Annotated in this window: 23 protein-coding genes and 1 pseudogene; 12 read left to right on the top strand and 12 right to left on the bottom strand. The window is 56.0% G+C overall.

Going from position 1 to position 20,454, the window contains the following annotated elements:
- Window positions 1-71: 71 nt before the first annotated feature.
- The 3 genes from E8E68_RS22425 to E8E68_RS22415 all read right to left on the bottom strand — a co-directional run bounded on the left by E8E68_RS22425 (window position 72) and on the right by E8E68_RS22415 (window position 4,013).
- A complete protein-coding gene (locus E8E68_RS22425) occupies window positions 72-635 on the bottom strand; it encodes an isochorismatase family protein (RefSeq protein WP_280344873.1) in 564 nt (187 codons plus the stop codon).
- A 202-nt stretch (window positions 636-837) separates the two neighbouring features.
- Window positions 838-1,272, bottom strand: a complete 435-nt coding sequence (locus tag E8E68_RS22420) for an NUDIX domain-containing protein (RefSeq protein WP_280344870.1) — start codon at window positions 1,270-1,272, stop codon at window positions 838-840.
- 98 nt (window positions 1,273-1,370) lie between these two features.
- The gene (locus E8E68_RS22415; RefSeq protein WP_280344867.1) at window positions 1,371-4,013 is read right to left on the bottom strand and encodes an ATP-binding protein; all 2,643 of its coding nucleotides are present in this window, start codon (window positions 4,011-4,013) and stop codon (window positions 1,371-1,373) included.
- Window positions 4,014-4,174: 161 nt separating this feature from the next.
- Here E8E68_RS22415 and E8E68_RS22410 point away from each other — a divergent pair, with 161 nt between their 5' ends.
- Window positions 4,175-4,555, top strand: coding sequence for an NUDIX domain-containing protein (locus E8E68_RS22410; protein WP_161990093.1), 381 nt, complete (start codon window positions 4,175-4,177; stop codon window positions 4,553-4,555).
- A gap of 24 nt (window positions 4,556-4,579) precedes the next feature.
- Window positions 4,580-4,786: pseudogene (locus E8E68_RS22405) on the top strand (helix-turn-helix transcriptional regulator); the annotation flags it as partial.
- Window positions 4,787-5,088: 302 nt separating this feature from the next.
- Here E8E68_RS22405 and E8E68_RS22400 read toward each other — a convergent pair.
- Both E8E68_RS22400 and ligD read right to left on the bottom strand, forming a co-directional pair.
- Window positions 5,089-5,379: a hypothetical protein gene (locus E8E68_RS22400; RefSeq protein WP_054881380.1), complete on the bottom strand. Its 291-nt coding sequence runs from the start codon at window positions 5,377-5,379 to the stop codon at window positions 5,089-5,091.
- A 179-nt stretch (window positions 5,380-5,558) separates the two neighbouring features.
- Window positions 5,559-8,339, bottom strand: coding sequence for a DNA ligase D (ligD, locus tag E8E68_RS22395; protein ID WP_280344857.1), 2,781 nt, complete (start codon window positions 8,337-8,339; stop codon window positions 5,559-5,561).
- A gap of 198 nt (window positions 8,340-8,537) precedes the next feature.
- Between ligD and E8E68_RS22390 the strand changes: the two genes are divergently transcribed.
- Both E8E68_RS22390 and E8E68_RS22385 read left to right on the top strand, forming a co-directional pair.
- On the top strand, window positions 8,538-9,740 hold the full coding sequence (locus E8E68_RS22390; RefSeq protein ID WP_280344854.1) for a zinc-dependent alcohol dehydrogenase: 1,203 nt from the start codon (window positions 8,538-8,540) through the stop codon (window positions 9,738-9,740).
- A gap of 19 nt (window positions 9,741-9,759) precedes the next feature.
- Window positions 9,760-9,993, top strand: a complete 234-nt coding sequence (locus E8E68_RS22385) for a PLD nuclease N-terminal domain-containing protein (RefSeq protein ID WP_280344852.1) — start codon at window positions 9,760-9,762, stop codon at window positions 9,991-9,993.
- A 92-nt stretch (window positions 9,994-10,085) separates the two neighbouring features.
- Here the strand turns inward: E8E68_RS22385 and E8E68_RS22380 are convergent, their stop codons facing one another.
- Window positions 10,086-10,352 carry a hypothetical protein gene (locus E8E68_RS22380; protein ID WP_280344850.1) on the bottom strand — a complete coding sequence of 89 codons (267 nt, stop codon included), beginning with the start codon at window positions 10,350-10,352 and terminating at the stop codon, window positions 10,086-10,088.
- Between the two features lie 435 nt (window positions 10,353-10,787).
- Between E8E68_RS22380 and E8E68_RS22375 the strand changes: the two genes are divergently transcribed.
- Window positions 10,788-11,645: a glucose 1-dehydrogenase gene (locus tag E8E68_RS22375; protein ID WP_280344847.1), complete on the top strand. Its 858-nt coding sequence runs from the start codon at window positions 10,788-10,790 to the stop codon at window positions 11,643-11,645.
- Between the two features lie 30 nt (window positions 11,646-11,675).
- Here E8E68_RS22375 and E8E68_RS22370 read toward each other — a convergent pair whose 3' ends face one another.
- The gene (locus E8E68_RS22370; protein WP_177324898.1) at window positions 11,676-11,840 is read right to left on the bottom strand and encodes a hypothetical protein; all 165 of its coding nucleotides are present in this window, start codon (window positions 11,838-11,840) and stop codon (window positions 11,676-11,678) included.
- 184 nt (window positions 11,841-12,024) lie between these two features.
- Between E8E68_RS22370 and E8E68_RS22365 the strand changes: the two genes are divergently transcribed.
- From E8E68_RS22365 to E8E68_RS22345, 5 genes are all read left to right on the top strand, one after another.
- Entirely contained in the window at window positions 12,025-12,528 is a 504-nt protein-coding gene (locus tag E8E68_RS22365) for a CinA family protein (RefSeq protein WP_280344833.1), read from the top strand.
- Between the two features lie 11 nt (window positions 12,529-12,539).
- The gene (locus E8E68_RS22360) at window positions 12,540-13,046 is read left to right on the top strand and encodes a hypothetical protein (RefSeq protein ID WP_280344830.1); all 507 of its coding nucleotides are present in this window, start codon (window positions 12,540-12,542) and stop codon (window positions 13,044-13,046) included.
- Between the two features lie 9 nt (window positions 13,047-13,055).
- Window positions 13,056-13,499 carry a YetF domain-containing protein gene (locus E8E68_RS22355; RefSeq protein WP_070383760.1) on the top strand — a complete coding sequence of 148 codons (444 nt, stop codon included), beginning with the start codon at window positions 13,056-13,058 and terminating at the stop codon, window positions 13,497-13,499.
- 535 nt (window positions 13,500-14,034) lie between these two features.
- Entirely contained in the window at window positions 14,035-15,789 is a 1,755-nt protein-coding gene (locus E8E68_RS22350) for a glycoside hydrolase family 15 protein (protein ID WP_280345086.1), read from the top strand.
- Window positions 15,790-15,932: 143 nt separating this feature from the next.
- Complete coding sequence (locus E8E68_RS22345; RefSeq protein ID WP_280345083.1) at window positions 15,933-16,181, top strand: hypothetical protein; 249 nt, start codon at window positions 15,933-15,935, stop codon at window positions 16,179-16,181.
- A 19-nt stretch (window positions 16,182-16,200) separates the two neighbouring features.
- Here E8E68_RS22345 and E8E68_RS22340 read toward each other — a convergent pair whose 3' ends face one another.
- A complete protein-coding gene (locus tag E8E68_RS22340) occupies window positions 16,201-17,247 on the bottom strand; it encodes a M42 family peptidase (protein ID WP_280344822.1) in 1,047 nt (348 codons plus the stop codon).
- Window positions 17,248-17,409: 162 nt separating this feature from the next.
- Between E8E68_RS22340 and E8E68_RS22335 the strand changes: the two genes are divergently transcribed.
- Complete coding sequence (locus E8E68_RS22335) at window positions 17,410-17,823, top strand: low affinity iron permease family protein (RefSeq protein ID WP_280344819.1); 414 nt, start codon at window positions 17,410-17,412, stop codon at window positions 17,821-17,823.
- A 138-nt stretch (window positions 17,824-17,961) separates the two neighbouring features.
- A complete protein-coding gene (locus E8E68_RS22330) occupies window positions 17,962-18,366 on the top strand; it encodes a response regulator (RefSeq protein ID WP_280344816.1) in 405 nt (134 codons plus the stop codon).
- A gap of 120 nt (window positions 18,367-18,486) precedes the next feature.
- Here the strand turns inward: E8E68_RS22330 and E8E68_RS26890 are convergent, their stop codons facing one another.
- The 4 genes from E8E68_RS26890 to E8E68_RS22310 all read right to left on the bottom strand — a co-directional run bounded on the left by E8E68_RS26890 (window position 18,487) and on the right by E8E68_RS22310 (window position 20,209).
- Window positions 18,487-18,762, bottom strand: coding sequence for a hypothetical protein (locus tag E8E68_RS26890; protein ID WP_348530107.1), 276 nt, complete (start codon window positions 18,760-18,762; stop codon window positions 18,487-18,489).
- Between the two features lie 725 nt (window positions 18,763-19,487).
- Complete coding sequence (locus tag E8E68_RS22320; RefSeq protein ID WP_280344813.1) at window positions 19,488-19,712, bottom strand: DUF2188 domain-containing protein; 225 nt, start codon at window positions 19,710-19,712, stop codon at window positions 19,488-19,490.
- A gap of 16 nt (window positions 19,713-19,728) precedes the next feature.
- The gene (locus E8E68_RS22315; protein ID WP_280344811.1) at window positions 19,729-19,887 is read right to left on the bottom strand and encodes a hypothetical protein; all 159 of its coding nucleotides are present in this window, start codon (window positions 19,885-19,887) and stop codon (window positions 19,729-19,731) included.
- A gap of 28 nt (window positions 19,888-19,915) precedes the next feature.
- Complete coding sequence (locus E8E68_RS22310) at window positions 19,916-20,209, bottom strand: DUF6555 family protein (protein ID WP_008091005.1); 294 nt, start codon at window positions 20,207-20,209, stop codon at window positions 19,916-19,918.
- Window positions 20,210-20,454 lie beyond the last annotated feature (245 nt).

The following is a 20,454-nucleotide window of genomic DNA, read 5'->3' as shown; positions in this document are numbered from 1 at the left end:
AGTTTAGCGGCGCTCAAGGCGAGCTGGCCACTGCAGTCGTGCTGTCGAATGAGTGGGTGCCAGACACTGCTTCACAAGCAGAACTGTGCGATAACATCTTCTGATGACATAACTTGGGCATATTCAGTGCCCAATATTGCTAAGGTCAGCTCATAAACGGTCAAGGCGTCCCAGCACGTTCCGTTTGACCTGTTGACGGGTACAGCAGTTGTGGCATCCGCTGGTAGAATAATTTCGTATCCAAGTGCCTTCCCCGCTCGGATAGTCGCATCCATGCTGTTATGAATCACAACGCCAGCCAGAACAATACGTTTTACTTGCATGCTTCTCAGAATGGCATCCAATCGGGTTCCTATGAAGGCACAGTTCTCATGCTTGATGATGACAGCCTCGCCCTCTATCGGAGCCACTTCTTTCTTGATTCCATTCCAGGGGCCATGAACGTGATAGCTGGAGGTGAGATTCTTTTCATCATGTTTCACATGAAGTACGGGCCAGCCGTTTGATCGCCAGTGCCGCAGAAGGCGCTGGATGACGGACAGATAACCAGGGTGGCTCTTGCCATTCCAGATAGGCTGATCAATAGCATCTTGGACATCCAGGATAATCAGGGGGGTGTGAGGCGTAGCCTTCATATGCGGCCGTTTCCTTACGATGGATGCTCAGTGTGCTGCAACGACCTCCCTTCAACAAGCAGTGCAGTCCCGCTAGGGAATCGGTGCCGACAAAAGACCAGTGATGAGCGGCTGCTACACGTACCTGGATTCCGGTCGTGCTCGCGCATGGCCTGTTTGGCGGACGCTTAGGTTAGAGCCACCGCAAACTCCATACGTCCGTTCAAATTTCAGCGGTTGCCGACGTCAGCGCTTCCACTTCATCGAAATGGATAAGTTGTGGCAGGCCCCGGGAAATCAAGGCCGCGGCTGTAGGCTTTAGCATGGTGGAACTCAGCTCCTCCCAGCCGATCCACTTACACGCGACAATGCCTCTCCCCAGCGCAACGCTACAGCCATCAGCGAAGTCAGTGGTGAAGATATGGTGGAGCACGTTGCCTACCTCAATGGTGCCCACGTGATGCAGACCTGAGCAGTGCAAAGATAGCGCCTTCCAAAGCTCTCTAGCAGCAGCCACGGTCGGGGCCTCACCTCTCTCAAGCAGACCGTTTGGAAACTTCCATTTGGCACCCTTCCTGCGAATAAGAAGAATCTGGTCATTTCGAGTACAGATGATCGTTACTTTTGCCCTTGCTGGACGATGCTTGATGACGCTCATGAGGGATCGCACCTAAGAACGCGCGACATCCTGAACGCGGGGACGAACTTCCTTATGCTGATGACTGCCGGGTAGGAAGCTGAGTTCCGGCACCCTGCTCAAGTCTGGGGCTGGTGCAGCATTACGGTCACCTTGTTCAGGAGTACCTGAATGTCGAACGGTTTTGTGATCACTGCCGTGCTAGGTGTCAGGAATCCACCTTTCAAAACCGATGCCTCTGCAAAACCGGTCACGAATAGAACCCGAAGGTCTGGAAAAGCCTCACGAGCAGCATCTGCCACTTGGCGTCCATTCAGCGCACCTGGAAGCCCGACATCGGTGACGAGAAGATCATAGGGTGGACACGAGCGAAGCGTATGCATGGCGCTAAATCCATCTTCAGCCTCATCAACTTCATATCCGGCCTCCATCAAGGCTTCCACGATGGACATGCGCACGATAGGTTCGTCATCGACTACTAGAATTCTCCCGCCCCCTTGACCGCTAAGCGCACTCTGCCTGGCCTCGCCCTCGAGTAATTCCAGTTGCCCTTCGAATTTTGGCAGCAAGAGGCGGATCGTCGTGCCCACACCTTCTTGGGAATGCACATGAATCTGGCCACCGGACTGCAGTACAAAACCGTGCACCATGGATAGCCCCAGTCCGGTGCCCTGGCCAAGTGGCTTGGTGGTGAAGAACGGGTCAAATATCCGCTGGATGTTCTCCGGGGAGATGCCGCTTCCCGAGTCAGTGACAGAAATCGCGATGTACTCGCCTGGAGGCAGGTCGGCACGACCCGCCATCAGGTCGTCGAGTTCGATTGTCTGCGTAGTGATGGAGATCGCACCGCGCCCCTCGGGCATGGCATCACGCGAGTTGATCGCCAAGTTGAGCAGCGAACTCTCCAACTGGGCAGGGTCAATCCGGGACAACCCAAGATCCGGCTCCAGATGCGTGACGACAGTAATTGCCGGCCCCACCGAGCGATTGATCAGGTCGACCAGACCATCGATAAGTACGTTGACGTCCGTAGGCCGGGGATCGAGCGTCTGCCGTCGAGAGAATGCGAGCAGGCGCTGAGTCAGCGATGCTGCTCGCTTGGCGCTGACTTGAATTCCTTCCAACAGGCGCGCCGTAGCTTCGCCTTTCCCCTGTTTCAATCGCCGTGATAGTAAATCGGCGCTTCCCAGAATCGCCGCCAGGATGTTGTTGAAGTCGTGGGCAATTCCGCCCGTTAACTGCCCAAGTGCTTCCATTTTTTGAGCTTGGCGGAGGGCTTCGTTGGCCTGTGAAAGCTCGTCTGTGCGTTGAGCGACCCGCTCTTCAAGTGTGGCTTTCGCCTGCTGTACCTGCCGGTAAAGCTGGGCGTTATCGATGGCCACTGCTGCTTGGGCGGCCAGGGCGACTACCAGCCGTTCGTGCCGCTCAGTGAATTTTCCCGGTTCGGGATGACCGAAAAACAACCCTCCTAGGACATCGCCTGTTCTCGATACCACCGAGATCGCCAAGTAACTGCGTACGGGCAGATGCCCCTTAGGCATTCCATGATGGGGCTCGAACTGGCCATAGCGAGGGTCAGCCAGGATGTCCAAGGATCGAACGACACCTTCATTCCGGAAAGTAGGTGCAAACACCGGAGTGGCACGAGGATGACCCAACTTTTCAAAGGCCGAGCGATCAGCACCTGACAAGGTATAAAGCTTCAGATGCGCGCCGGCATCGTCGACCTCGTTGGCAAAGTACGAGCCAAAAGCTGCTCCTGTGAGCGACGTTGCTGCATCCGTGAGGTTTTGCACGATCCGTTCAAGGTTCAGGTCACTGGCGAACGCCGCATTGATGTCTCGAAGGATCTCAAGCGTGCGGCTTTCCTCTTTAAGCGCCCGCTCGGTCTCCACTCGTTTCGTGACATCGAAGCCTTCGCAGAAAATACCGGTCACTACACCGGCATCGTCGAATACAGGCTCATACACGAAATCGAGGTAGCGGATCTCGGCCCCATCTGATTGCCAGAGCAGCGAAATAGGCGTGCCGGTAGCGACAAACCGCTCGCCCGACTTGAACACCTCATCCAGCCAGGAAAAATAACCCTGCCCTTCCAGATCGGGGAATACATCACGTACAGAGCGGTTGAGATAGCCTCGATCACCAAAGCTCCGCCTGAAGGCCTCGTTGACGAATTCAAAGATGTGGTCAGGGCCTCGGAAGATGGTGATGAACCCCGGTGCCTGGTCGAACATACGGCGATCTCGACCCAGCATAATGTGCGACGGTACTGGTTCAAGGGCTGACGGCTGTACTTCTTGCCCTTGCACCAGGACAGCAACGATGTGCCCCTCAGGGGCTCTTAAAGGACTCAAGCTGAACGCCCACGGCTTTTCTCGATCCAGGCGAACCGGAAACTCCGCATCGGAGAGTAATAACAGGCTTGCCTTCTCCATTACCGCTTCGAGCTGCAGACCGACCCGCCCCCACACCGCCGTCCAGACTTCGTGCGCGGGCCTGCCCAGCCCTAGGGGATGACGGTGCCCCATGGCCGGGATCCAGGTGTCGTTGTAGAGCAGTGTGCTGTCGGCACCCCAAAGAAGCGCTGTGGGCAGATCCGAGCTGAGCAAGAAATTCACGGCGTGCCGCAGTTGAACTGGCCAGCACCCTGGATCACCCAGGGTAGTACTGGCCCAATCTACTCGACGCATCTGGGTACCAATCTGGCCGTCGTTCGTCACGAACGATTCGATTGCTGAGCGCTGATCACCGTAATCCATAGGAAAAAGCACCATCGGGGTAGACCTATAAATCTAACTCAAGATCCATGCACCGGCGTGCTGGTCTGACAAAAGCTGGCAGGCGCCAATGCTCACATCGTCGTTTAACGTGAACTTTCCCCGTGATTCTCAAGCCCTCCGTACATAGAGGAGGACTGAACATGACCAACATACGAGAGATGCATTCGACAGTGATCTGCTTGCAGAAAGGGAAGATTCTTCTTGTCCGCAAGGAAGCTCCTGAATGGTCACTGCCAGGCGGCAAGATTGATCCTGGCGAAGGGCATGTTGACGCGGCAAAACGAGAGCTGAAGGAGGAGACAAGCCTGCCCTTCACTGGCGCTCGGTTTCTGGGCCATTACATCTTCGATGACGAAGAACACTACCTTTATCAAATGTCTATCGAACCCACGATGCTGCCGAGCGCGGGTCACGAAATCGTGGAATGCCGCTGGTTCAGCGATCATGAACTGACAGGGGTGATCGTGAAGCAAACCAACATCAAGCTGCTGAAGCGAGAAGGCCTGATCAATCACAGGTAGCCCAGAATCCCGAGGCTGGCGCTGTTGGGCCGAAGCCATTTCTCGCGAATGTTCAAGGTATCCACACAGGTCTCTCCTCAGCAGTGGTTGCGTGAGCAGCGGCTGAGGAAGAGTAAAGAACTGCTAGAGACATCGACGATGATGCTCGCCGAGACCGCGCTGGAGTGCGGTTTCTACGATCAACCACATTTCTGTCGGAAGTTTATGAGATCCGAAGGGATGACGCCCTAGGCATGGCAACAAGAGACTATTTAGCAAGGTCGGGAATGGTATCCCAATCGATCCTAATAACGGCTCAACTTAATGCTTGTGGCCAGGTACTGAGGTCGCTCAGGGCTTTGGAAGCCTCAGATGGCTTGTCCCAGACTGCGCAAATCTGCGGATGCGAGCTGACTTTCAGTACACGACGTTAAAGGCTTGACGGGACGAGCAGCAAATGGCTGACCCTAACGCTGGTAAATGGGATTGGCTTTTGAGAGGAGACGGTTGTGGCCGCTGACGCTTGAGCCAACGGCCACGGATACTGGCTGCAGCTAGGCCACTTGTTTCACATTAGGGCGCTGATCTGTCGCCAGACGCCTTGCTCGACCAACCCCCCAGGCTAATGCTCGGGTCATTGACTCGCCGGGGCGGGATTCGAAAGCTTCCTCATGCAGCGCCATTCCACTTCCTGCGTACACGCCGATGAACATTTGCGTCTGACCTGTGCGCGAGAGCCTGACCTGAACATCGATAGTCGTGCCGTCATCGAGCTCCTCGTCGTGGCTGCGATGATGAAGCACTGGATCCGCCCAATCCCAAAAAACATCACCACGAATACGCATGCCGCCCTCCTACGACTTTAGTCTTATACGGAAACCTAACCATAGCAAAGCAAGACGGTGGTTCAATGACTTTGGCGTGGCCAAATATAGGTATCGGACAACTGGTCTGATTACTGATACAAACAAATTTTCTTGTACAACTTAGAGTTGAGACCGACCAAGCCGCAGAATGCTAAGGCCTACTTCATTCCGATCCGCGTTTTCATTTCCATGGTGATCAATTGCCTCATGTTTGGCAGGCCCTCCCACGGGTCATCACCACCAAGCTCGTCCAGCCGCTCCTGAACATTCCTGATGTTCCACTTCGCCGCCGACTGCAGCTCGACGATCTCTTCCCTGAAGATCGGCACCGATACCGGTAGCCCCTCCCTGGCACGCGCGGAAAAGACATTGGCGGTAGTCGCCCCTTTGCCGTTGCGCAGGTAGTCGATGAAGATCTTGCCGATACGATTCTTCGGGCCTAACACGGCTGAAAACCGATCCGGGATCAGCTTGGCGATGTATTTCACAATGGCCTGGCTAAAGTCCTTCACTTCTTCCCATGAAGCTTTAGGCGTGAGCGGCACCATGATGTGGATGCCCTTGCCGCCACTGGTTTTAAGAAGCGACTGCAGGCCCAATTCATCGAGCACGACCAAGGTCAGCTGAGTCGCTTCGGCCATGGCCTTCCAAGGCAGCGCGGGATCCGGGTCGAGATCCAACACGAAGCGGTCTGGCTGCTCAATGTGATCAGTCGTACCGTTCCAGGAGTGCAGCTCAATGGTGCTCATCTGCACGGCACCGACCAGGGCCTCGACACTGTTGATGACCATACCCGCTTTCCCAGCTTCGGCCTTCGGCACCATAGTGATGTTCGGGATGGCGAGACGGTCAGCATTCTTCTGGAAAAAAAGCTCTCCGGTAATCCCTTCGGGCGCCCTGACTAGAGCGATGGGCCGGTCTTTCAGATGAGGCAGAAGCCAAGGTGAGACCTGCGCGTAGTATTCGGCCAGGTCTCGTTTGGTGAGGCCGCTGCTGGGATCAATCACACGCTCAGGATGGGTGATCCGCACCTTGGTCGGGGAGCCCTTGTCGTCCGATTTCGCCTTGGCTGACCTTCGCTCCTTCGGCGCAGGCGCCGGCTTCTCCTCCGTGATGATGTGGACAGGTTTGTCCGTCCGGACACCTTGGAACACCGCGTGCCTGACCACACCGTCCGAGGTGATCTCTGCGAAGGTGACCTCGGCTAGCAACGTCGGCTGCAACCAGTGAATGCCTTTGCCGTCGACACCTTTCGGTGGGTTCATCACCGGCACCTCTTTCTGCTCCAGGGGCAGCAGCGTTTCCAGAATGGTGGCGAGAGTCGACTCGGTAAAACCAGTGCCGACCTTGCCGGCGTACTTCAGCTTTCCGCTGTCTCCATCAGTGAGGGCAAGGACGAGTGCTCCAAAGCCGCTCCTCGCACCTTTCGGGTCGGTATAGCCAACGATGATGAACTCCTGGCGATGCTTACACTTGAGCTTGATCCAGGTATCGCTGCGCCGGGATACGTAAGGACTGCCCAAGCGTTTGCCAATCAGCCCCTCCATACGCATCTGGCAAGCACTGTTCATCAATGCGTCGACGTCTTCGGTGAAGTCTTCGGAGAACCTCAGCAGCGGGTCGGTCGATTCATCGAGAACCTGCTTTAGCAACGCCCGACGGCCCTCGACCGGCACCTGCCGAAGATCCGTGCCATTGAGGTATGGCAGGTCGAAGAGGTAGTAAACGATGCCTTGGCTCTTGCCGGCGTCGAATGCGTTCTGTAGCAGCTGGAAATTCGGCACGCCGTTTTCATCCGGTATAACGATCTCGCCGTCAAGCCAGGCTGACTCAAGTCCAAGCGAGGCGATTGCAGCCGCCTGCTTGGGCAACTTCGCAGTCCAATCGTGACCATTGCGGGTGAACAGCCTGACGTCATCTCCATCGACGCGGCACAGCATGCGGTAACCATCGAACTTGATTTCGTAGCGCCACTCTTCGCTTCGAGGGCTGGAGTCCACCAAGGTCGCTAGCTGCGGAGACAGCTTCTCTGGCAGTGCTGCAGCCACAGCGTCTTCTGTGCCCGGCCCGGTGACGGTTGTAGGAGGGGTCGGATTGGATGACGTTGCTTTCACCCGACCGCGCTTCTTGGGGATGATGGTACGGTCGCTCAGCACACTGTTGGGCAGATCGACAACAACGTCGAAATCGGCAAGCGGTTTAGCGGCCTCGTCTTGGTGCTTGATCAGAAACCACTGCTCCTGCTTTCCCTCTATGTTCGTTCGAACGAGATTCCACTCACCACATAGCTTTTCACCCTGCAACTCGAACTTCATGCGGCCCTTCTTATAGGCCTCCGCTGGATCACCTCGAGGAAGCCAGACACCGCGATCCCAAACGATCACATCCCCAGCGCCGTAGTGCCCTTCGGGGATGGTGCCTTCGAACGAGGCGTAATCGAGTGGGTGATCTTCGACATGCACCGAGAGGCGCTTCACTTTTGGATCGAAGCACGGCCCCTTGGGTATGGCCCAGCTTTTAAGGGTGCCATCAAGCTCCAGACGGAAATCGTAGTGCAGCCGGGTGGCATCATGTTTCTGAACACAGAACTGTAAGGCTTGAGGAGCGGCACGCTTTGAACGCCTCGAAATTCTTGGCTCACCTGATGGTTCGGGTGTGGCATCGAAATTCCGCATTTGGTTGTATTTTTCAAGGCCAGGCAGGGTTGAGTCGTGAGCTGATTCGTCAAGCCTTCCAATGAGCTCCTCTACGAGGGCTTCTAGCGAAATGCCTCGATGGGTGGCTTCCCCGGCAAGGATCTGATTGACCATCGTATTGCGAAGCTCTGGCAACGGTTCACCTGCCTCCAGAGCCTCGGCTTCGCCTAATGCACGAATTTGCTGAAGCGCATCTGGGTGGTCAGCTGCAAAAATCATGAAAGCAAGCGAAGTGTCGTCCACTTGAGTTTCACTCCCCGGGATTAGCCTTCCTGATTTGATTCAAGCAACCGGATTATCGTTCAGACCAGAATCGGGGCTCCGTGAGAGCTCAGGTAATTAAGGGCAGCACCACTCGACAGGTTCAGCTGAACTTTGGCCCTCAATGAGGCTTCCCCTGCATACCTCTATCGAAATCCACGGGTGCAGGAGCTTGAGACAATGAGAGCATTGACTTACCACGGAGCTAACGATGTCAGAGTCGATACCGTCCCCGACCCCATTATTAAAGACCCCGACGACATCATCCTCAGGGTCACCGCGACTGCCATTTGTGGCTCTGATCTTCATCTGTACCGAGGAAAGATTCCGGAAACAGAGTCGGGCGATATCTTCGGCCACGAGTTTATGGGCATCGTCGAAGACATAGGGAAGGACGTAACCAATCTGCAGGTAGGCGACCGTGTAGTGATCCCCTTTGTCATCGCTTGCGGCAGTTGCTTCTTCTGCCAGCACGATCTGTTCGCCGCCTGCGAAACCACTAACACTGGACGCGGCTCCATCATTAACAAGAAAGGCATTCCGCCAGGCGCCGCATTGTTTGGCTACAGCCATTTGTATGGTGGCATTCCAGGCGGCCAGGCCGATTACGTGCGTGTACCCAAAGCCAATGTCGGCCCCTTCAAGGTGCCCACCGCCCTAGCTGACCATAAAGTGCTTTTTCTTTCCGACATATTGCCGACCGCCTGGCAGGCCGTCACCAACGCCGAGATCGGCCAAGGTTCCTCAGTCGCCATTTACGGCGCGGGGCCAGTGGGTCTACTCAGCGCGGCGTGCGCGCGAATGCTCGGCGCGCAGACCATCTTCATGGTGGATGACAACGACTACCGCCTAGCCTACGCCCGCGACGCCTACGGCGTAATTCCAATCAACTTTGAGCAGGATGATGATCCCGCCGACAGCATCATTCGACAAACATCGGGTATGCGGGGCGTCGACGCCGTGATCGATGCCGTTGGCTTCGAGGCCAAGGGCAGCACTGCAGAAACAGTCATGACGGCACTCAAGATCGAGGGCAGCAGCGGCAAGGCCCTGCGCCAAAGCGTTGCCGCCGTGCGGCGCGGGGGCGTAGTCAGTGTACCGGGCGTGTATGCCGGCTTCATTCACGCCTTCATGTTTGGCGATGCGTTCGACAAGGGGCTGACGTTCAAGATGGGCCAGACCCATGTGCAGAAATACCTACCGGAACTGCTCGAACACATAGAAGCCGGGCGGCTACAACCGGAACTGATCGTTACTCACCGCCTAGCCCTGGAAGAGGCTGCCATGGGCTACAAAATGTTCGATCAAAAACAGGATAACTGCCGGAAAGTCATCCTCGTTCCAGGGGCGGCCTCTGGAACGTTAGGAAGTGATTACGTGTAAGCCACCGGAGGACAAACTCATGAACGACCTTGGTACGTACTTCTGGATCGCGGTAGCAACCATTCTTTTGTTGATCGACCTGTGGGCAATTGTCAGCGTGTTCCGAAGCGACAAGACCGATGCGGCCAAAGCCATGTGGGCCTTGCTAATCCTGGCTCTACCGCTGGTTGGACTGGCCGTTTGGGGAATAGCTGGCCCGCGCGGGATTAAACGCGGGACTGGGCCGACGTCAGACGAACACAGCAAGGGCTGACATTCTCATTCAAACCGAGCTGCACGGATACCTGCGCGGCGCCTATGGGGCCCTGCCCTACCTCAGGGCGCAGCGTAGCGGCATTCCCTAACTCAGCTCCTGAGAAACCCTGAGGGATAATCGTCCCCTGCTACGGCTCTAAGGTAAGCAGCGTCAGCCTCTCGACGTAAATCACGCCACTCCTGCCAAGAGATGATTCCTTGACGATCCATCTCATCCGCCCGGCGAAGCAGTTCCTCGTGATAGTCGTCCGGCGAATCCATACGCAATGCTCTGTCCTCTAGCACCCGAAACCATCCGGCCAAACAGTTGAGCTTTAACAGTTGAGGTGCAGAGAGGTCTTTCTCAAAGGTGCGCATCAATAGCCCTCTCACGTCGGATGCCCGGTTGAGTCGTCAATGCCTCAAAGGTTCAGAGGAGCAGTGTCAGTGGCCTGAACGAGGTTCTCGAGACGAATGGGTAAAGATGATTGGGCACTCTGTGACGTTAGGATCAGAGGTTTGCTGATTGTTCTGGGTTTGGACTGGGTCGCTCACCACCAATATCCCAGACTCATATGACGATGATGACTGGGTACTTTGAGTTCATAGGTTGAGTCCTACCGGAGGGCTGTGCCTGGTTAAGCCCTGCCCGTGACTCGGTGAGACTGATAGCGATTGTTAGATTCAATCCTCGGGAGTCATCGGCGATGGCAAGCTGACCGTCCGTCGTACTATTCCTGAATTCACCTCAACACCAGCCTCTCGTACGTTTCGAACGGTAATGAGCGTTCTCAACTGCAGGAGCTTCCCCCCATGAGCGACTACCCTACTCCCCCGTTTCCCTCTCAGCCGCAAAGCGTGCCAGGCTCACAACGCAAGATGGAGCCGTATCCAGACTGCGGTGAGCAGACCTACATCGGCAACAATCGGCTCGAAGGCAAAATCGCCCTGATCACCGGCGCCGACAGCGGCATCGGGCGCGCGGTGGCTATTGCCTACGCCCGCGAGGGCGCCGACGTTGCCATTGCCTACTTGAATGAACACGATGATGCTCAGGAAACGGCGCGCTGGGTCGAGGCCGCTGGCCGCCAGTGCCTGCTGCTGCCTGGCGACCTGGCACAGAAACAGCACTGCTACGACGTTGTCGACAAGACCGTGGCGCAGTTCGGTCGCATCGATATCCTGGTGAACAACGCCGCGTTCCAGATGGCCCATGAAAGCCTGGCCGAAATTGACGACGATGAATGGGTGAAGACCTTCGATACCAACATCACCGCCATTTTCCGGATTTGCCAACGCGCGTTGCCTTCGATGCCAAAAGGCGGTTCGATCATCAACACCAGCTCGGTCAACTCCGACGACCCATCACCCAGGCTGTTGGCGTATGCCGCCACCAAAGGTGCGATTGCCAATTTCACCGCCGGCCTCGCCCAGCTGCTGGGCAAGCAAGGTATACGGGTCAACAGCGTAGCCCCCGGCCCGATCTGGACACCGCTGATACCTGCCACCATGCCGGATGAAGCCGTGAAGAACTTCGGTTCGAGCTACCCAATGGGGCGACCAGGGCAACCGGTGGAGGTCGCGCCGATTTATGTCTTGCTGGGTTCTGATGAGGCCAGCTACATCTCGGGTTCACGCTACGGGATAACCGGCGGCAAACCCATCCTCTGATGAAAGCACTGAGGCCAGCTGTTGCTGGCCTCAGTGCTTCTTCTCCCCTTCATTACGCGCTGCTTTCTGTGCGGTCGAATCATGATCGGTGCCTGATGACCCGTCCGGTCGATGAGCATCGTTGTCGCGTTCTTCTTCACCCTGGGATTTTGACGGGGCCTTCGGCCTATGCCCGGTGTCGGTGTGCTTTTTCATGGCTACCCTACCTTTATCTCTGTCATTCAAATAACACTTCGGAGCCCAGCTCCGTGCTACCTAAATTGATGCTGACGCGGGGAATGAAGTTCAAGTCAAGAACCCAAGCGAACCTACGCTGAACGGGTGAACCATTTACATAGCTGACACGTCCACCACAAAAGAACAACGAGTCGACATCAAAATGGCAAGTGATCCCGTACTGGCTGTGCTTGGATACCTCAAAGACCACCATCTGGTACTTACGACTGCCGAGTCCTGCACAGCAGGCTGCATGGTCGCTCTGCTAGCGGCATTCCCAGGTACAGGCGAGGTGCTCGAAAGCGGCTACGTAGTGTATTCCCCCTCCGCCAAGAAGCGTCTGCTAGGTGTAAGCGCGGAGACCATCGAACGATACGGGCTGACTAGCGAACCAGTCGCCTGGGAGATGGCCCAAGGGGCTTTGAAGGACAGCGATGCCAACGTCGTTATTGCAACTACCGGTGTAGCCGGGCCTAGCCCAGCATCTGGGGTTCTACCCGGCACGCTGTGCTTTGCGTGGGCATTTGCCGGGGAACCAATTGCCGTATTTACCCGTACCCAGCGTTTTTTGGGAGAGCGAGCGCAAGTCATGCATGACGGGGCCGTCTATGGACTGACCCGGCTGATCCATTATCACGAGCGCTGGCTTCGTGGGGAGCGCGCCTGAGGATTACGGCTATGGCGGATGATGAACTGGTGTCGAGACAGCAGCCTGTCCAGGAAGACATGACCATGCAGCAGCGCGTCTGGCGCTTCGAACGCGTGGGTTGGTACCTGTTGGTCGTCATTGTCTTACTTGGATTGGCCGGCGTATTCGGTAATGGCCCACTCAGCAATGCTCAGGTCACGAGCGCTGATGGCCGTCTGCATGTTGAGTATCAACGCCTCAGCCGCAGTGGCACAACTGACAGCTTGCGCATCACTGTACGCGGCAGCGCCCGAAAACCCATCATGGTGCAGCTCGATGGTTCACTACTGCGCGAAGCCAGCATCGAAACTTTACAACCTCAACCACAAGCCTCGCTCTCACAGGGCAAGGCCATCTTGCTGCAACTGGGAACCAGCGAGGATGGCATTGCCACGCTCTATCTGACCTTACGCAGCGAGTATGTCGGAACACTGGAATGCTCGGTGCGCGCAGGCCCATCCAGTGCAGTCCACTTCTCTACCTTCCTATTCCCTTAGGAGCGAGTAATGGATTCAATCCTTCGCGCAGCCGGCATGTACATCGCCCTCATGCTGTTGTTTCGCGTTGCAGGCAGACGTTCCTTAGCTGACTTGACGACCTTTGATTTTGTGCTGCTGTTAATCATCGGCGAAGCAACCCAACAGGCTTTGCTGGGCGATGATTTTTCCTTTACCAATGCCATGTTGGTCATCGCGACGCTGATCGTCCTGGATGTCGGACTGTCGCTCGCGAAACTCAATTCCAAGCCTTTGGCGCGACTGCTGGACGGCCACGCTACGCTGGTCGTTGAGCATGGCCGTTTTCTGCACCACCGTATGCACCGAGCGCGACTCACTGAAGACGATATTCTTGAATCTGCGCGCGATAGCCAGGGAATCGAAAAAGTGGAGCAGATCAAATTTGCCATTGTCGAGCGCAACGGCAAGATCTCGATTATTCCCGAGGAGTGACATTCTCTAGGAGCCTCGGGCAGGCTACGTCGCCCCCCTATTTAACTAAGGCGAAGGGCGTGGTGAGGCTCAATTATTGATGTAGGCATCAGACTCCGCTGGGTGGTCAGCCATTCTCGCATTTTGCTGGTGTCGAAGATCTGCCCCTGATCCATCATCGCCAAAATGAGTAATTGGGAGATGCGATAGCCTCCGCACTCCGAACAATGCCGCTCTTCCCACCCCGTCGCACATTCCACGGAGTGCGCATGCCCTGCGCAAATCAGACAAGTCATAAAACCCTCTGTTGGTCTGGTTGGTTGGGAGGATTGGAGCCGAGAAAAAGATGCACCTACCGTCGACTGAGAGTTCAGCGGCAACTCGAAATTCCGATTTTTAAATAATCTGAGAAAAGACTTCCAGCTGAAAGTCGGAGCGAACCATCAGCTCGACAAGCCTGTCCCAACTGGACAATTCAGCAGGGTAACGGCTCGTGGAAAAACAATTCGCCGCTGGCATGCAGCACGCTGAACCCCAACGCGACGACGGCGGATGGTTGCTGCTGGAGCAATACGGTGCTCTGGGTGATGGGCGCTCGGTGGCCTTGATAGGCTTGGACGGCTCTATTGATTGGTGGTGCGTTCCGCAGATGGACTCTCCACCACTGTTCGACCGGTTGTTGGCACCTCACTCAGGTGGGTTCTTTTCCATCACCCCTCGCGAAAAGTATCGTGCTGAACGTCGTTATCTCCCAGGCAGCAACGTACTGGAGACGTGCTTTGTCACTTCGAGCGGGAAAGCGCGAGTGACCGAATCGCTCAACAGTGGCCCAGCTGGTCGTTTACCTTGGGCTGAACTCGCGAGGCGTATAGAGGGGATGGACGGTTTTGTCGATTTCGACATCGCCATTGATTTCGGTACACAGGCCGATACCGTAAGCCCTTATCTGACGCCGAATGACAACGGCTGCGTGTTTCATGCCGGTCGCATCCTAGGAATGTTTATGCACGACGCCCAGTTGCAGATTGATCGCAAGGATGACATGGGCGTCCGGGCATTCATCAGGGTAAGCCGGGGGCAACGGACTGTTTTGGCGATCGTGGCTGGGCGAGATGAGCCACTGGTGCTCCCACCACTGGAGCTCATCGACGAGCGTATTGACGGTTCGCATCGAGAGTGGTGCCAATGGTCGAAGAGCCTTATCTATGACGGCCCACTCAAACCACTGGTTGTGCGGAATGCACTCGCCCTAAAGCTTCTTTTATCCTCACCGAGCGGCGCGATCATGGCTGCAGGCACCTCGTCGCTGCCCGAGCGGATAGGTGGTACAAAGAACTTCGACTACCGCTTCGCCTGGATCCGGGACGCTGGATATACCATCGAGGCATTCCTGGCTATCGGGGCACAGCCAGAAGCCAAGGCAGCTTTCACCTGGCTTTTTAACCGACTGGGCGAGCATGGCCCAAGGGTGTTTTATACGCTGGATGGGGCGCTCGGTGATTGCACGCGCAGGGTTAACCTCCCTGGCTACAAGAATTCACCTCCAGTAGTGGGAAACGACGCGCGTGACCAACTCCAACATGGTGTCTTCGGCGACATTTTCGAGACCGCTCGCTGTTTCATCGACAGCGGCAATATCCTCGACTCCCCCAGCGCAATGATCCTCGCGGGTCTTGCTGATCAATGCGCCGATAGCTGGAGGCAGGCTGACGCAGGGATATGGGAATTGCAGGAGACGCGTCACTACACGATGTCCAAGATCAGTTGCTGGCAGGCTTTGAGTCGCGCCATCGAACTTGCTGATGGTGGTCACCTCCCGACCACATGCCGAGAACGGTGGGATCGAGAACGGCAACGCATCCAGGCATGGATCGAGCAACACTGTTGGAGTGAGCGACGTCAGGCCTACGTTTTTTATCCTGGGACAGATCGACTCGATGCGTCAGTAGCACTTGCTGTGCGCATAGGCTATCCCTCACCAAAACGTCTGCGTTGCACCCTGGAAGCTGTCCAAGCCGAGCTGGGCGCTGGGGCTTTCCACTACCGATATAGCCAAGCCTATGAGGAAGAAGGCTGCTTCCTGGCTTGTACATTCTGGATCATTGAAGCTTGGGCGCTTCTTGGGGAGTGCGAGCGGGGCGAGTCAGCGTTCCACGCTGCCGTGAAAGGCCTCGAACATGGCGTGGGGATCTACTCAGAAATGATCGATCCTAGTACAGGAAACTTCCTCGGAAACCTGCCGCAAGGGCTTACGCATCTTGCTGCGATGCGCGCCGCCCTGGCAATCAGCGGCTACGGCCCAGAGCGTTAAATGGGCCGCCTCACCTGCCTTGTCGTATGCGGAACCCAGCCCTTTAGGGTGTACTCCAAATCCAAAGGGAGCCGGATTACTCACAAGCGGCTTGACCGACGGAAAATGGCGCTAGGTTTATGGAAACGGTCTGGAATGGTTTGATGGAAAGTTGGGTTGAGCTGCTGGAATGGCCAGCGATGGCGGTCACAGTGCTGGCAGCCTGGTGTATTGGATCGCACCGCCCTGGGCGGCGCAAAGTGGGCTTCTGTTGCTTTATCGCAAGCAACATTTTATGGACGGTCTGGGGATGGCATGCCCAAGCGTGGGCATTGATTGTCCTTCAGGTAGTGCTGTGTCTTATGAACCTCAGGGGTTGGAGGAAGAACACAGCAGCCGAGCTGCGGTCATGACCAGCTTGAAACAGGTAGTCTAAGGGTCGATCAGATACTCGACGAGCGTCGCGGCGCAGGCGGATATCCCCTGCGAATGTATCAACTCGAACCCATGCGTGTTTTCAGTTGGAATGGCAATGCAGCCCGCACGCGCGCAGACTCCTGCGCTCATTACAGCACTGGCATCCGAGGCGAAGTCCAACAGTAACGCTGCCTGGGGCTCGTAATCGGCACGACGGGAAGCCTCGAGCAAGCCATGGATCACCGTCCGGCTGTAATAGCCCTTCTGATCGCCGGCATTGATAATCGGGCCTGCGCATAGCCGCGTGTCGTACTCAGTCAGTACGGGCCCTACTTCAACCGCGATGGTGGTATCCCCCGGTAGCGTGCGGGCTGCATACATTGCACCAGCGTTGGACTCCTCCTCGAGTGTGGTCAACACCACCCAGACATCCTGCTTGAGCAAATGCCGACGCTTGCTGAGCAAGGCAGCGGAATGAATCACGGCGGTGACAGGCGCTCGATCATCAAGGAAATGCGCGGCAATGCAGTCGTTGACGATGAATGGCCTGCGCCAGTGCTGACTCAGCACCACGCGCGACCCTGGTCGAATACCCGCTTCTTCCAAGGCGGCTTTGGTTAGACGAGTAACCACATGAACATCATTCCAGTGAACGTCGCCAGCCAATACGTCCCGGCCTGTGGGGGTGCTGCCACTGTTGTGCATCGAGCCGTAAGAGAGAACGCCCGGAAGTGTCGTTCGGTCGCCCAGCATGTCGACTGGGCAAGCGCCAAAGCAGATCGGCTGAGCTCCACCAAGCGCGACAACCTTAAGCGTCCCGTCAGCCTCGACCATTTTTACGATCATGGCGATCTCATCCAGGTGCGCCATAACCCTGATTGCCTCGCCAGGATCACTGTCATGCGCAGCCTTGATCAGGCCTATGACGTTCCCCGCCCTGTCGACTTTCAAGTCATCACAGAATGCAGTGAGCTCTCGCAGACAAATCGAACGTACCTCATCTTCCTGCCCACCTGGGCCACGCGCCATCAAGAGCTCTGTCAACAGCGGCTCGACTTCCATGACTACCCTCCAAAGCAAAGTCGTAGCGGTTGACCCTGCTTGCGCCGCTGCTGTTCAAAGTGATCGTGCCCACCTTTCGCTGCATCCGCCAAATGTAAAAAATGATTTCTGATCACGCGGGCGGTCAACTGAGTAAGCGCAACGTATCAGAGGGAGAGCATCATGAAATTCGCGCAATTCTGCCAACGGCTGTCAGACCACGCAGGCAGGCCAAGCACCTTTCTCATCGCCATCGTACTAATCACGATGTGGGCAGCCTCCGGGCCTTGGTTTCATTACAACGATACGTGGCAGCTCATTATCAACACTTCTACCACGATCATCACATTCCTGATGGTCTTCCTAATTCAGAACACTCAAAACCGGGACAACGACATCATCCATCTCAAGCTGGACGAGCTGATCCGGGCGACAAAGTCTGCCGAGCGTTCCGTCCTTGACCTCGAAGCGCTGGACAACAAGCAGTTGCATGCGCTGCGAAAGGAGTACCGGGCGATGGGCGAGAAATGTGATCAGGAAGTACCTAGGGCCGACGCCGATCCCGCTCAAGCCCCCAGCGAACACGCTATAAAATGAGGTGAAATTTCTTTCAGATAGTGCGAGTGAATTTTCCCGGCGAAAGCGATGTCGGAATGATATCGCGCGTCGCCATGCCGTTGCGGCGGTTCAAGGATGGATGGCTTTATTCACGTGCGCTTGGATAAGAGTACCCTGATGATTGAGCCAAAACTCCCCGATATGCCTCCCTCTGTTCTTCTGGTGGAGGATGAACCCGCCCTCCGAGAAATGATCACGATGCTGCTGGAAGATCTAGGCGCAGCCGTGACTGCGCTGGCGACTGCCGATGAAGGCATTGCGATGCTGAGACTGCAACCATGGTCACTGGTGATTACCGATGTCCGGACTCCGGGAGTCTCGACAGGATTGAACCTGGCTTGGATCGCACGTAAGGAACTGCCAGACACCGATGTCATCGTATCCAGCGGCTATCATTCTGAAATGAGTGAGGCACTACCTCAAGGCATCCACTTCCTCCAAAAACCCTGGCCGCTAGAACGTTTCATAGAGTGCGTGAAGCCTTATCTCATGCAGGATGTTGATCAACGTCCTGCTGCGTAATACCGGGCTTGCGAACCAAGGCCTTGGCGATTGTCGCAGTCACCTCTTCGACCGACCATGGTTTGAATAAGAATTCACTGGATAGACCTTCACCTAAGCTCTCCAACTGGAAACCGGAAGTCAGAATAGTGGGAATGTCGGGCCACTTTTCCCCACCATCTGCAGGAACTCCACTCCCTTGAGTGTGCCAGGCACACCGTGGTCGGCGATTATCAACGAACAGTTGCCGTGGTTTTCAAGAAGATGGATGAGGGCATCCTCCGCATTACCAAAACCACACGCATGAGCACCGAGCTCAATCAGGATGTCTACGAGCAGCGTTCTGAGTGTTACATCGTCTTCAACGACCAGCACTGTGTGTCCGCGTAGCGATAGTCCTTTGGCCTCGAGCTTCATGGAACCTCCCGTCCTGAGATCTTCCAGTGTTCCATGCTAAAGGCATCGGGTCGATGAAGGCATATGGCCATCCGCACACAATCAGGAGCATACGCCGCTCGAAACGCACCTCCGCACTGAGGAAACGCCGTAGTGCTCTGCCGTTGGGTCTGTTCACCTTGAGGATAGTATCGGCCGGGCTCGCCCTGGAGGTGGCAGTTGATTGCGTAAAGTTCCAACGCTGGCATGCACTTAGGCTCGCACTGATAGCCTAGGGCGGCGGTCTCAGTGGTGCCCTTCCAAGAGTCCTTACAGCCTCTCGTTATCGAGCAGTGCGGCAGCTTCTCGCATGAAAATCTCCAAAGTTTTAATGCCAATTCCCTCAAAACTTAAAAGCCAGCGTTGGAATGTGGGCAGGTCAATGAGACCCTGGCGTAAGCTGCTAAGCTGAGCATCCAAATCACTGGACAGCCCCGTCCCCAACGCATGCAGTCGTCTCGCAGTGGACTGGTCATACCTGGCATAACCAGCTTGGCCAAGCCATACGACCAGCTGTTGGTGAGAGCATCGGGCGAGCCTGGCGGGGGTGTCCAGGCCATGCCGATCAACCAAGCTCCGATAGGTCTCCACCGCGACAGCTGAGCGAATCCTTTTACCGATAAGAAAGCTTGCGAGCAGCCATTTGTACAAACCGTGACTGCTCGTGTTTCTTAGCTCAATTCCAAGGTCACTAGCGGTGACTGGGATCACCCCTTTGAACGTCTCGGATCAGCAGAACGCGGGTAGGTGCGTTCTTCTTCGATGGTGCCATCCGCCTTGTGGATCTTCACCGATGCTGTTTTGCCGTGAAAGAAGTCGGACAGTGAGCTAACCAGTTCTTGCTTGGTGGCGGCACGCTTCGAAGCACGTTCAGCGCCGGCTTTTTTGAGTTCCCAGCCATCGGCGGTTGGACTCAGGTGATAGGTATCCATGCGTAGCTCCTCGGCTCTAGATTGACTCTCCGTCGTCTTGAATGTCTTCCTCCGCCTCTGCTGCGTCCGTAGCATCGGCATCATTCAAAGGCGGCGACGTGGGCTTTTCCGGATCGTTGATAAATGGGACATCGCTTGGCCCTTTTTCTTCCGGGCCCTCAGTCTTAGGTTGCATAGCTACCTCCAGTTTGTTCTGCCTGGCGCTACGCGCCACCTGCCCCTTCCGAAAACTTCTTAAAATCAACAGGGGTAGGTATGAACTCCGGCCCCTGCCCCGCTAACCTCCATCTCACTTCGGAAATGCCATAGCGCTCGGCCAAAGGCCGGCTCACCAGCTTGACGTTGTGCTGACCAAACCTCGGAATAATGCCGACACCAGCATCGCAGCTAGCCCAGTGCCAAGCAGTAGCGTTATCCATCTTCTCGAGACGGATGATGAATGTCCGGTGATCGCCGTGCAGTTCATACTCGATCACGTACAGTTGTAGTGCTGACACAAGAATCCCTCCCTATAGGTCATGCCCTATGGAGGTGTCGAATGCGAGAAAAATTCAGTTGAGAAACCGGAATGGCTCTGTGCTGCCCTATCTGTCAAATCTCATCGATGGCAGGCTCATCACGCTCAATCAATTCAGAGCGTCGCATTTCCGCGAAGCGGCTGAGCAAGCGGTGCGAGCAGGCGTGAGGATGGAAGCCCGCAGGGCCGAGACTAGGTAAACCTAGGCTCGGTTCACGACAGCCG

Origin of the sequence: Pseudomonas sp. BN607 (genome assembly GCF_029871175.1) — a bacterium.
GTDB lineage: Bacteria > Pseudomonadota > Gammaproteobacteria > Pseudomonadales > Pseudomonadaceae > Aquipseudomonas.
Note: the sequence above shows the minus strand (reverse complement) of the source record. Positions and strands in the feature narration are given on the sequence as shown.

What these genes read in the sequence shown, in the direction of transcription:
- E8E68_RS22320 (WP_280344813.1), bottom strand. Translation starts at nt 19,712, where the DNA reads ATGGATACCTATCACCTGAGTCCAACCGCCGATGGCTGGGAACTCAAA.
- E8E68_RS22345 (WP_280345083.1), top strand. Translation starts at nt 15,933, where the DNA reads ATGGAAAGTTGGGTTGAGCTGCTGGAATGGCCAGCGATGGCGGTCACA.
- E8E68_RS22355 (WP_070383760.1), top strand. Translation starts at nt 13,056, where the DNA reads ATGGATTCAATCCTTCGCGCAGCCGGCATGTACATCGCCCTCATGCTG.
- E8E68_RS22415 (WP_280344867.1), bottom strand. Translation starts at nt 4,013, where the DNA reads ATGGATTACGGTGATCAGCGCTCAGCAATCGAATCGTTCGTGACGAAC.
- E8E68_RS26890 (WP_348530107.1), bottom strand. Translation starts at nt 18,762, where the DNA reads ATGAAGCTCGAGGCCAAAGGACTATCGCTACGCGGACACACAGTGCTG.
- E8E68_RS22390 (WP_280344854.1), top strand. Translation starts at nt 8,538, where the DNA reads ATGAGAGCATTGACTTACCACGGAGCTAACGATGTCAGAGTCGATACC.
- E8E68_RS22375 (WP_280344847.1), top strand. Translation starts at nt 10,788, where the DNA reads ATGAGCGACTACCCTACTCCCCCGTTTCCCTCTCAGCCGCAAAGCGTG.
- E8E68_RS22400 (WP_054881380.1), bottom strand. Translation starts at nt 5,379, where the DNA reads ATGCGTATTCGTGGTGATGTTTTTTGGGATTGGGCGGATCCAGTGCTT.
- E8E68_RS22420 (WP_280344870.1), bottom strand. Translation starts at nt 1,272, where the DNA reads ATGAGCGTCATCAAGCATCGTCCAGCAAGGGCAAAAGTAACGATCATC.
- E8E68_RS22370 (WP_177324898.1), bottom strand. Translation starts at nt 11,840, where the DNA reads ATGAAAAAGCACACCGACACCGGGCATAGGCCGAAGGCCCCGTCAAAA.
- E8E68_RS22385 (WP_280344852.1), top strand. Translation starts at nt 9,760, where the DNA reads ATGAACGACCTTGGTACGTACTTCTGGATCGCGGTAGCAACCATTCTT.
- E8E68_RS22425 (WP_280344873.1), bottom strand. Translation starts at nt 635, where the DNA reads ATGAAGGCTACGCCTCACACCCCCCTGATTATCCTGGATGTCCAAGAT.
- E8E68_RS22315 (WP_280344811.1), bottom strand. Translation starts at nt 19,887, where the DNA reads ATGCAACCTAAGACTGAGGGCCCGGAAGAAAAAGGGCCAAGCGATGTC.
- E8E68_RS22330 (WP_280344816.1), top strand. Translation starts at nt 17,962, where the DNA reads ATGATTGAGCCAAAACTCCCCGATATGCCTCCCTCTGTTCTTCTGGTG.
- E8E68_RS22335 (WP_280344819.1), top strand. Translation starts at nt 17,410, where the DNA reads ATGAAATTCGCGCAATTCTGCCAACGGCTGTCAGACCACGCAGGCAGG.
- E8E68_RS22340 (WP_280344822.1), bottom strand. Translation starts at nt 17,247, where the DNA reads ATGGAAGTCGAGCCGCTGTTGACAGAGCTCTTGATGGCGCGTGGCCCA.
- E8E68_RS22360 (WP_280344830.1), top strand. Translation starts at nt 12,540, where the DNA reads ATGGCGGATGATGAACTGGTGTCGAGACAGCAGCCTGTCCAGGAAGAC.
- E8E68_RS22410 (WP_161990093.1), top strand. Translation starts at nt 4,175, where the DNA reads ATGACCAACATACGAGAGATGCATTCGACAGTGATCTGCTTGCAGAAA.
- E8E68_RS22365 (WP_280344833.1), top strand. Translation starts at nt 12,025, where the DNA reads ATGGCAAGTGATCCCGTACTGGCTGTGCTTGGATACCTCAAAGACCAC.
- E8E68_RS22380 (WP_280344850.1), bottom strand. Translation starts at nt 10,352, where the DNA reads ATGCGCACCTTTGAGAAAGACCTCTCTGCACCTCAACTGTTAAAGCTC.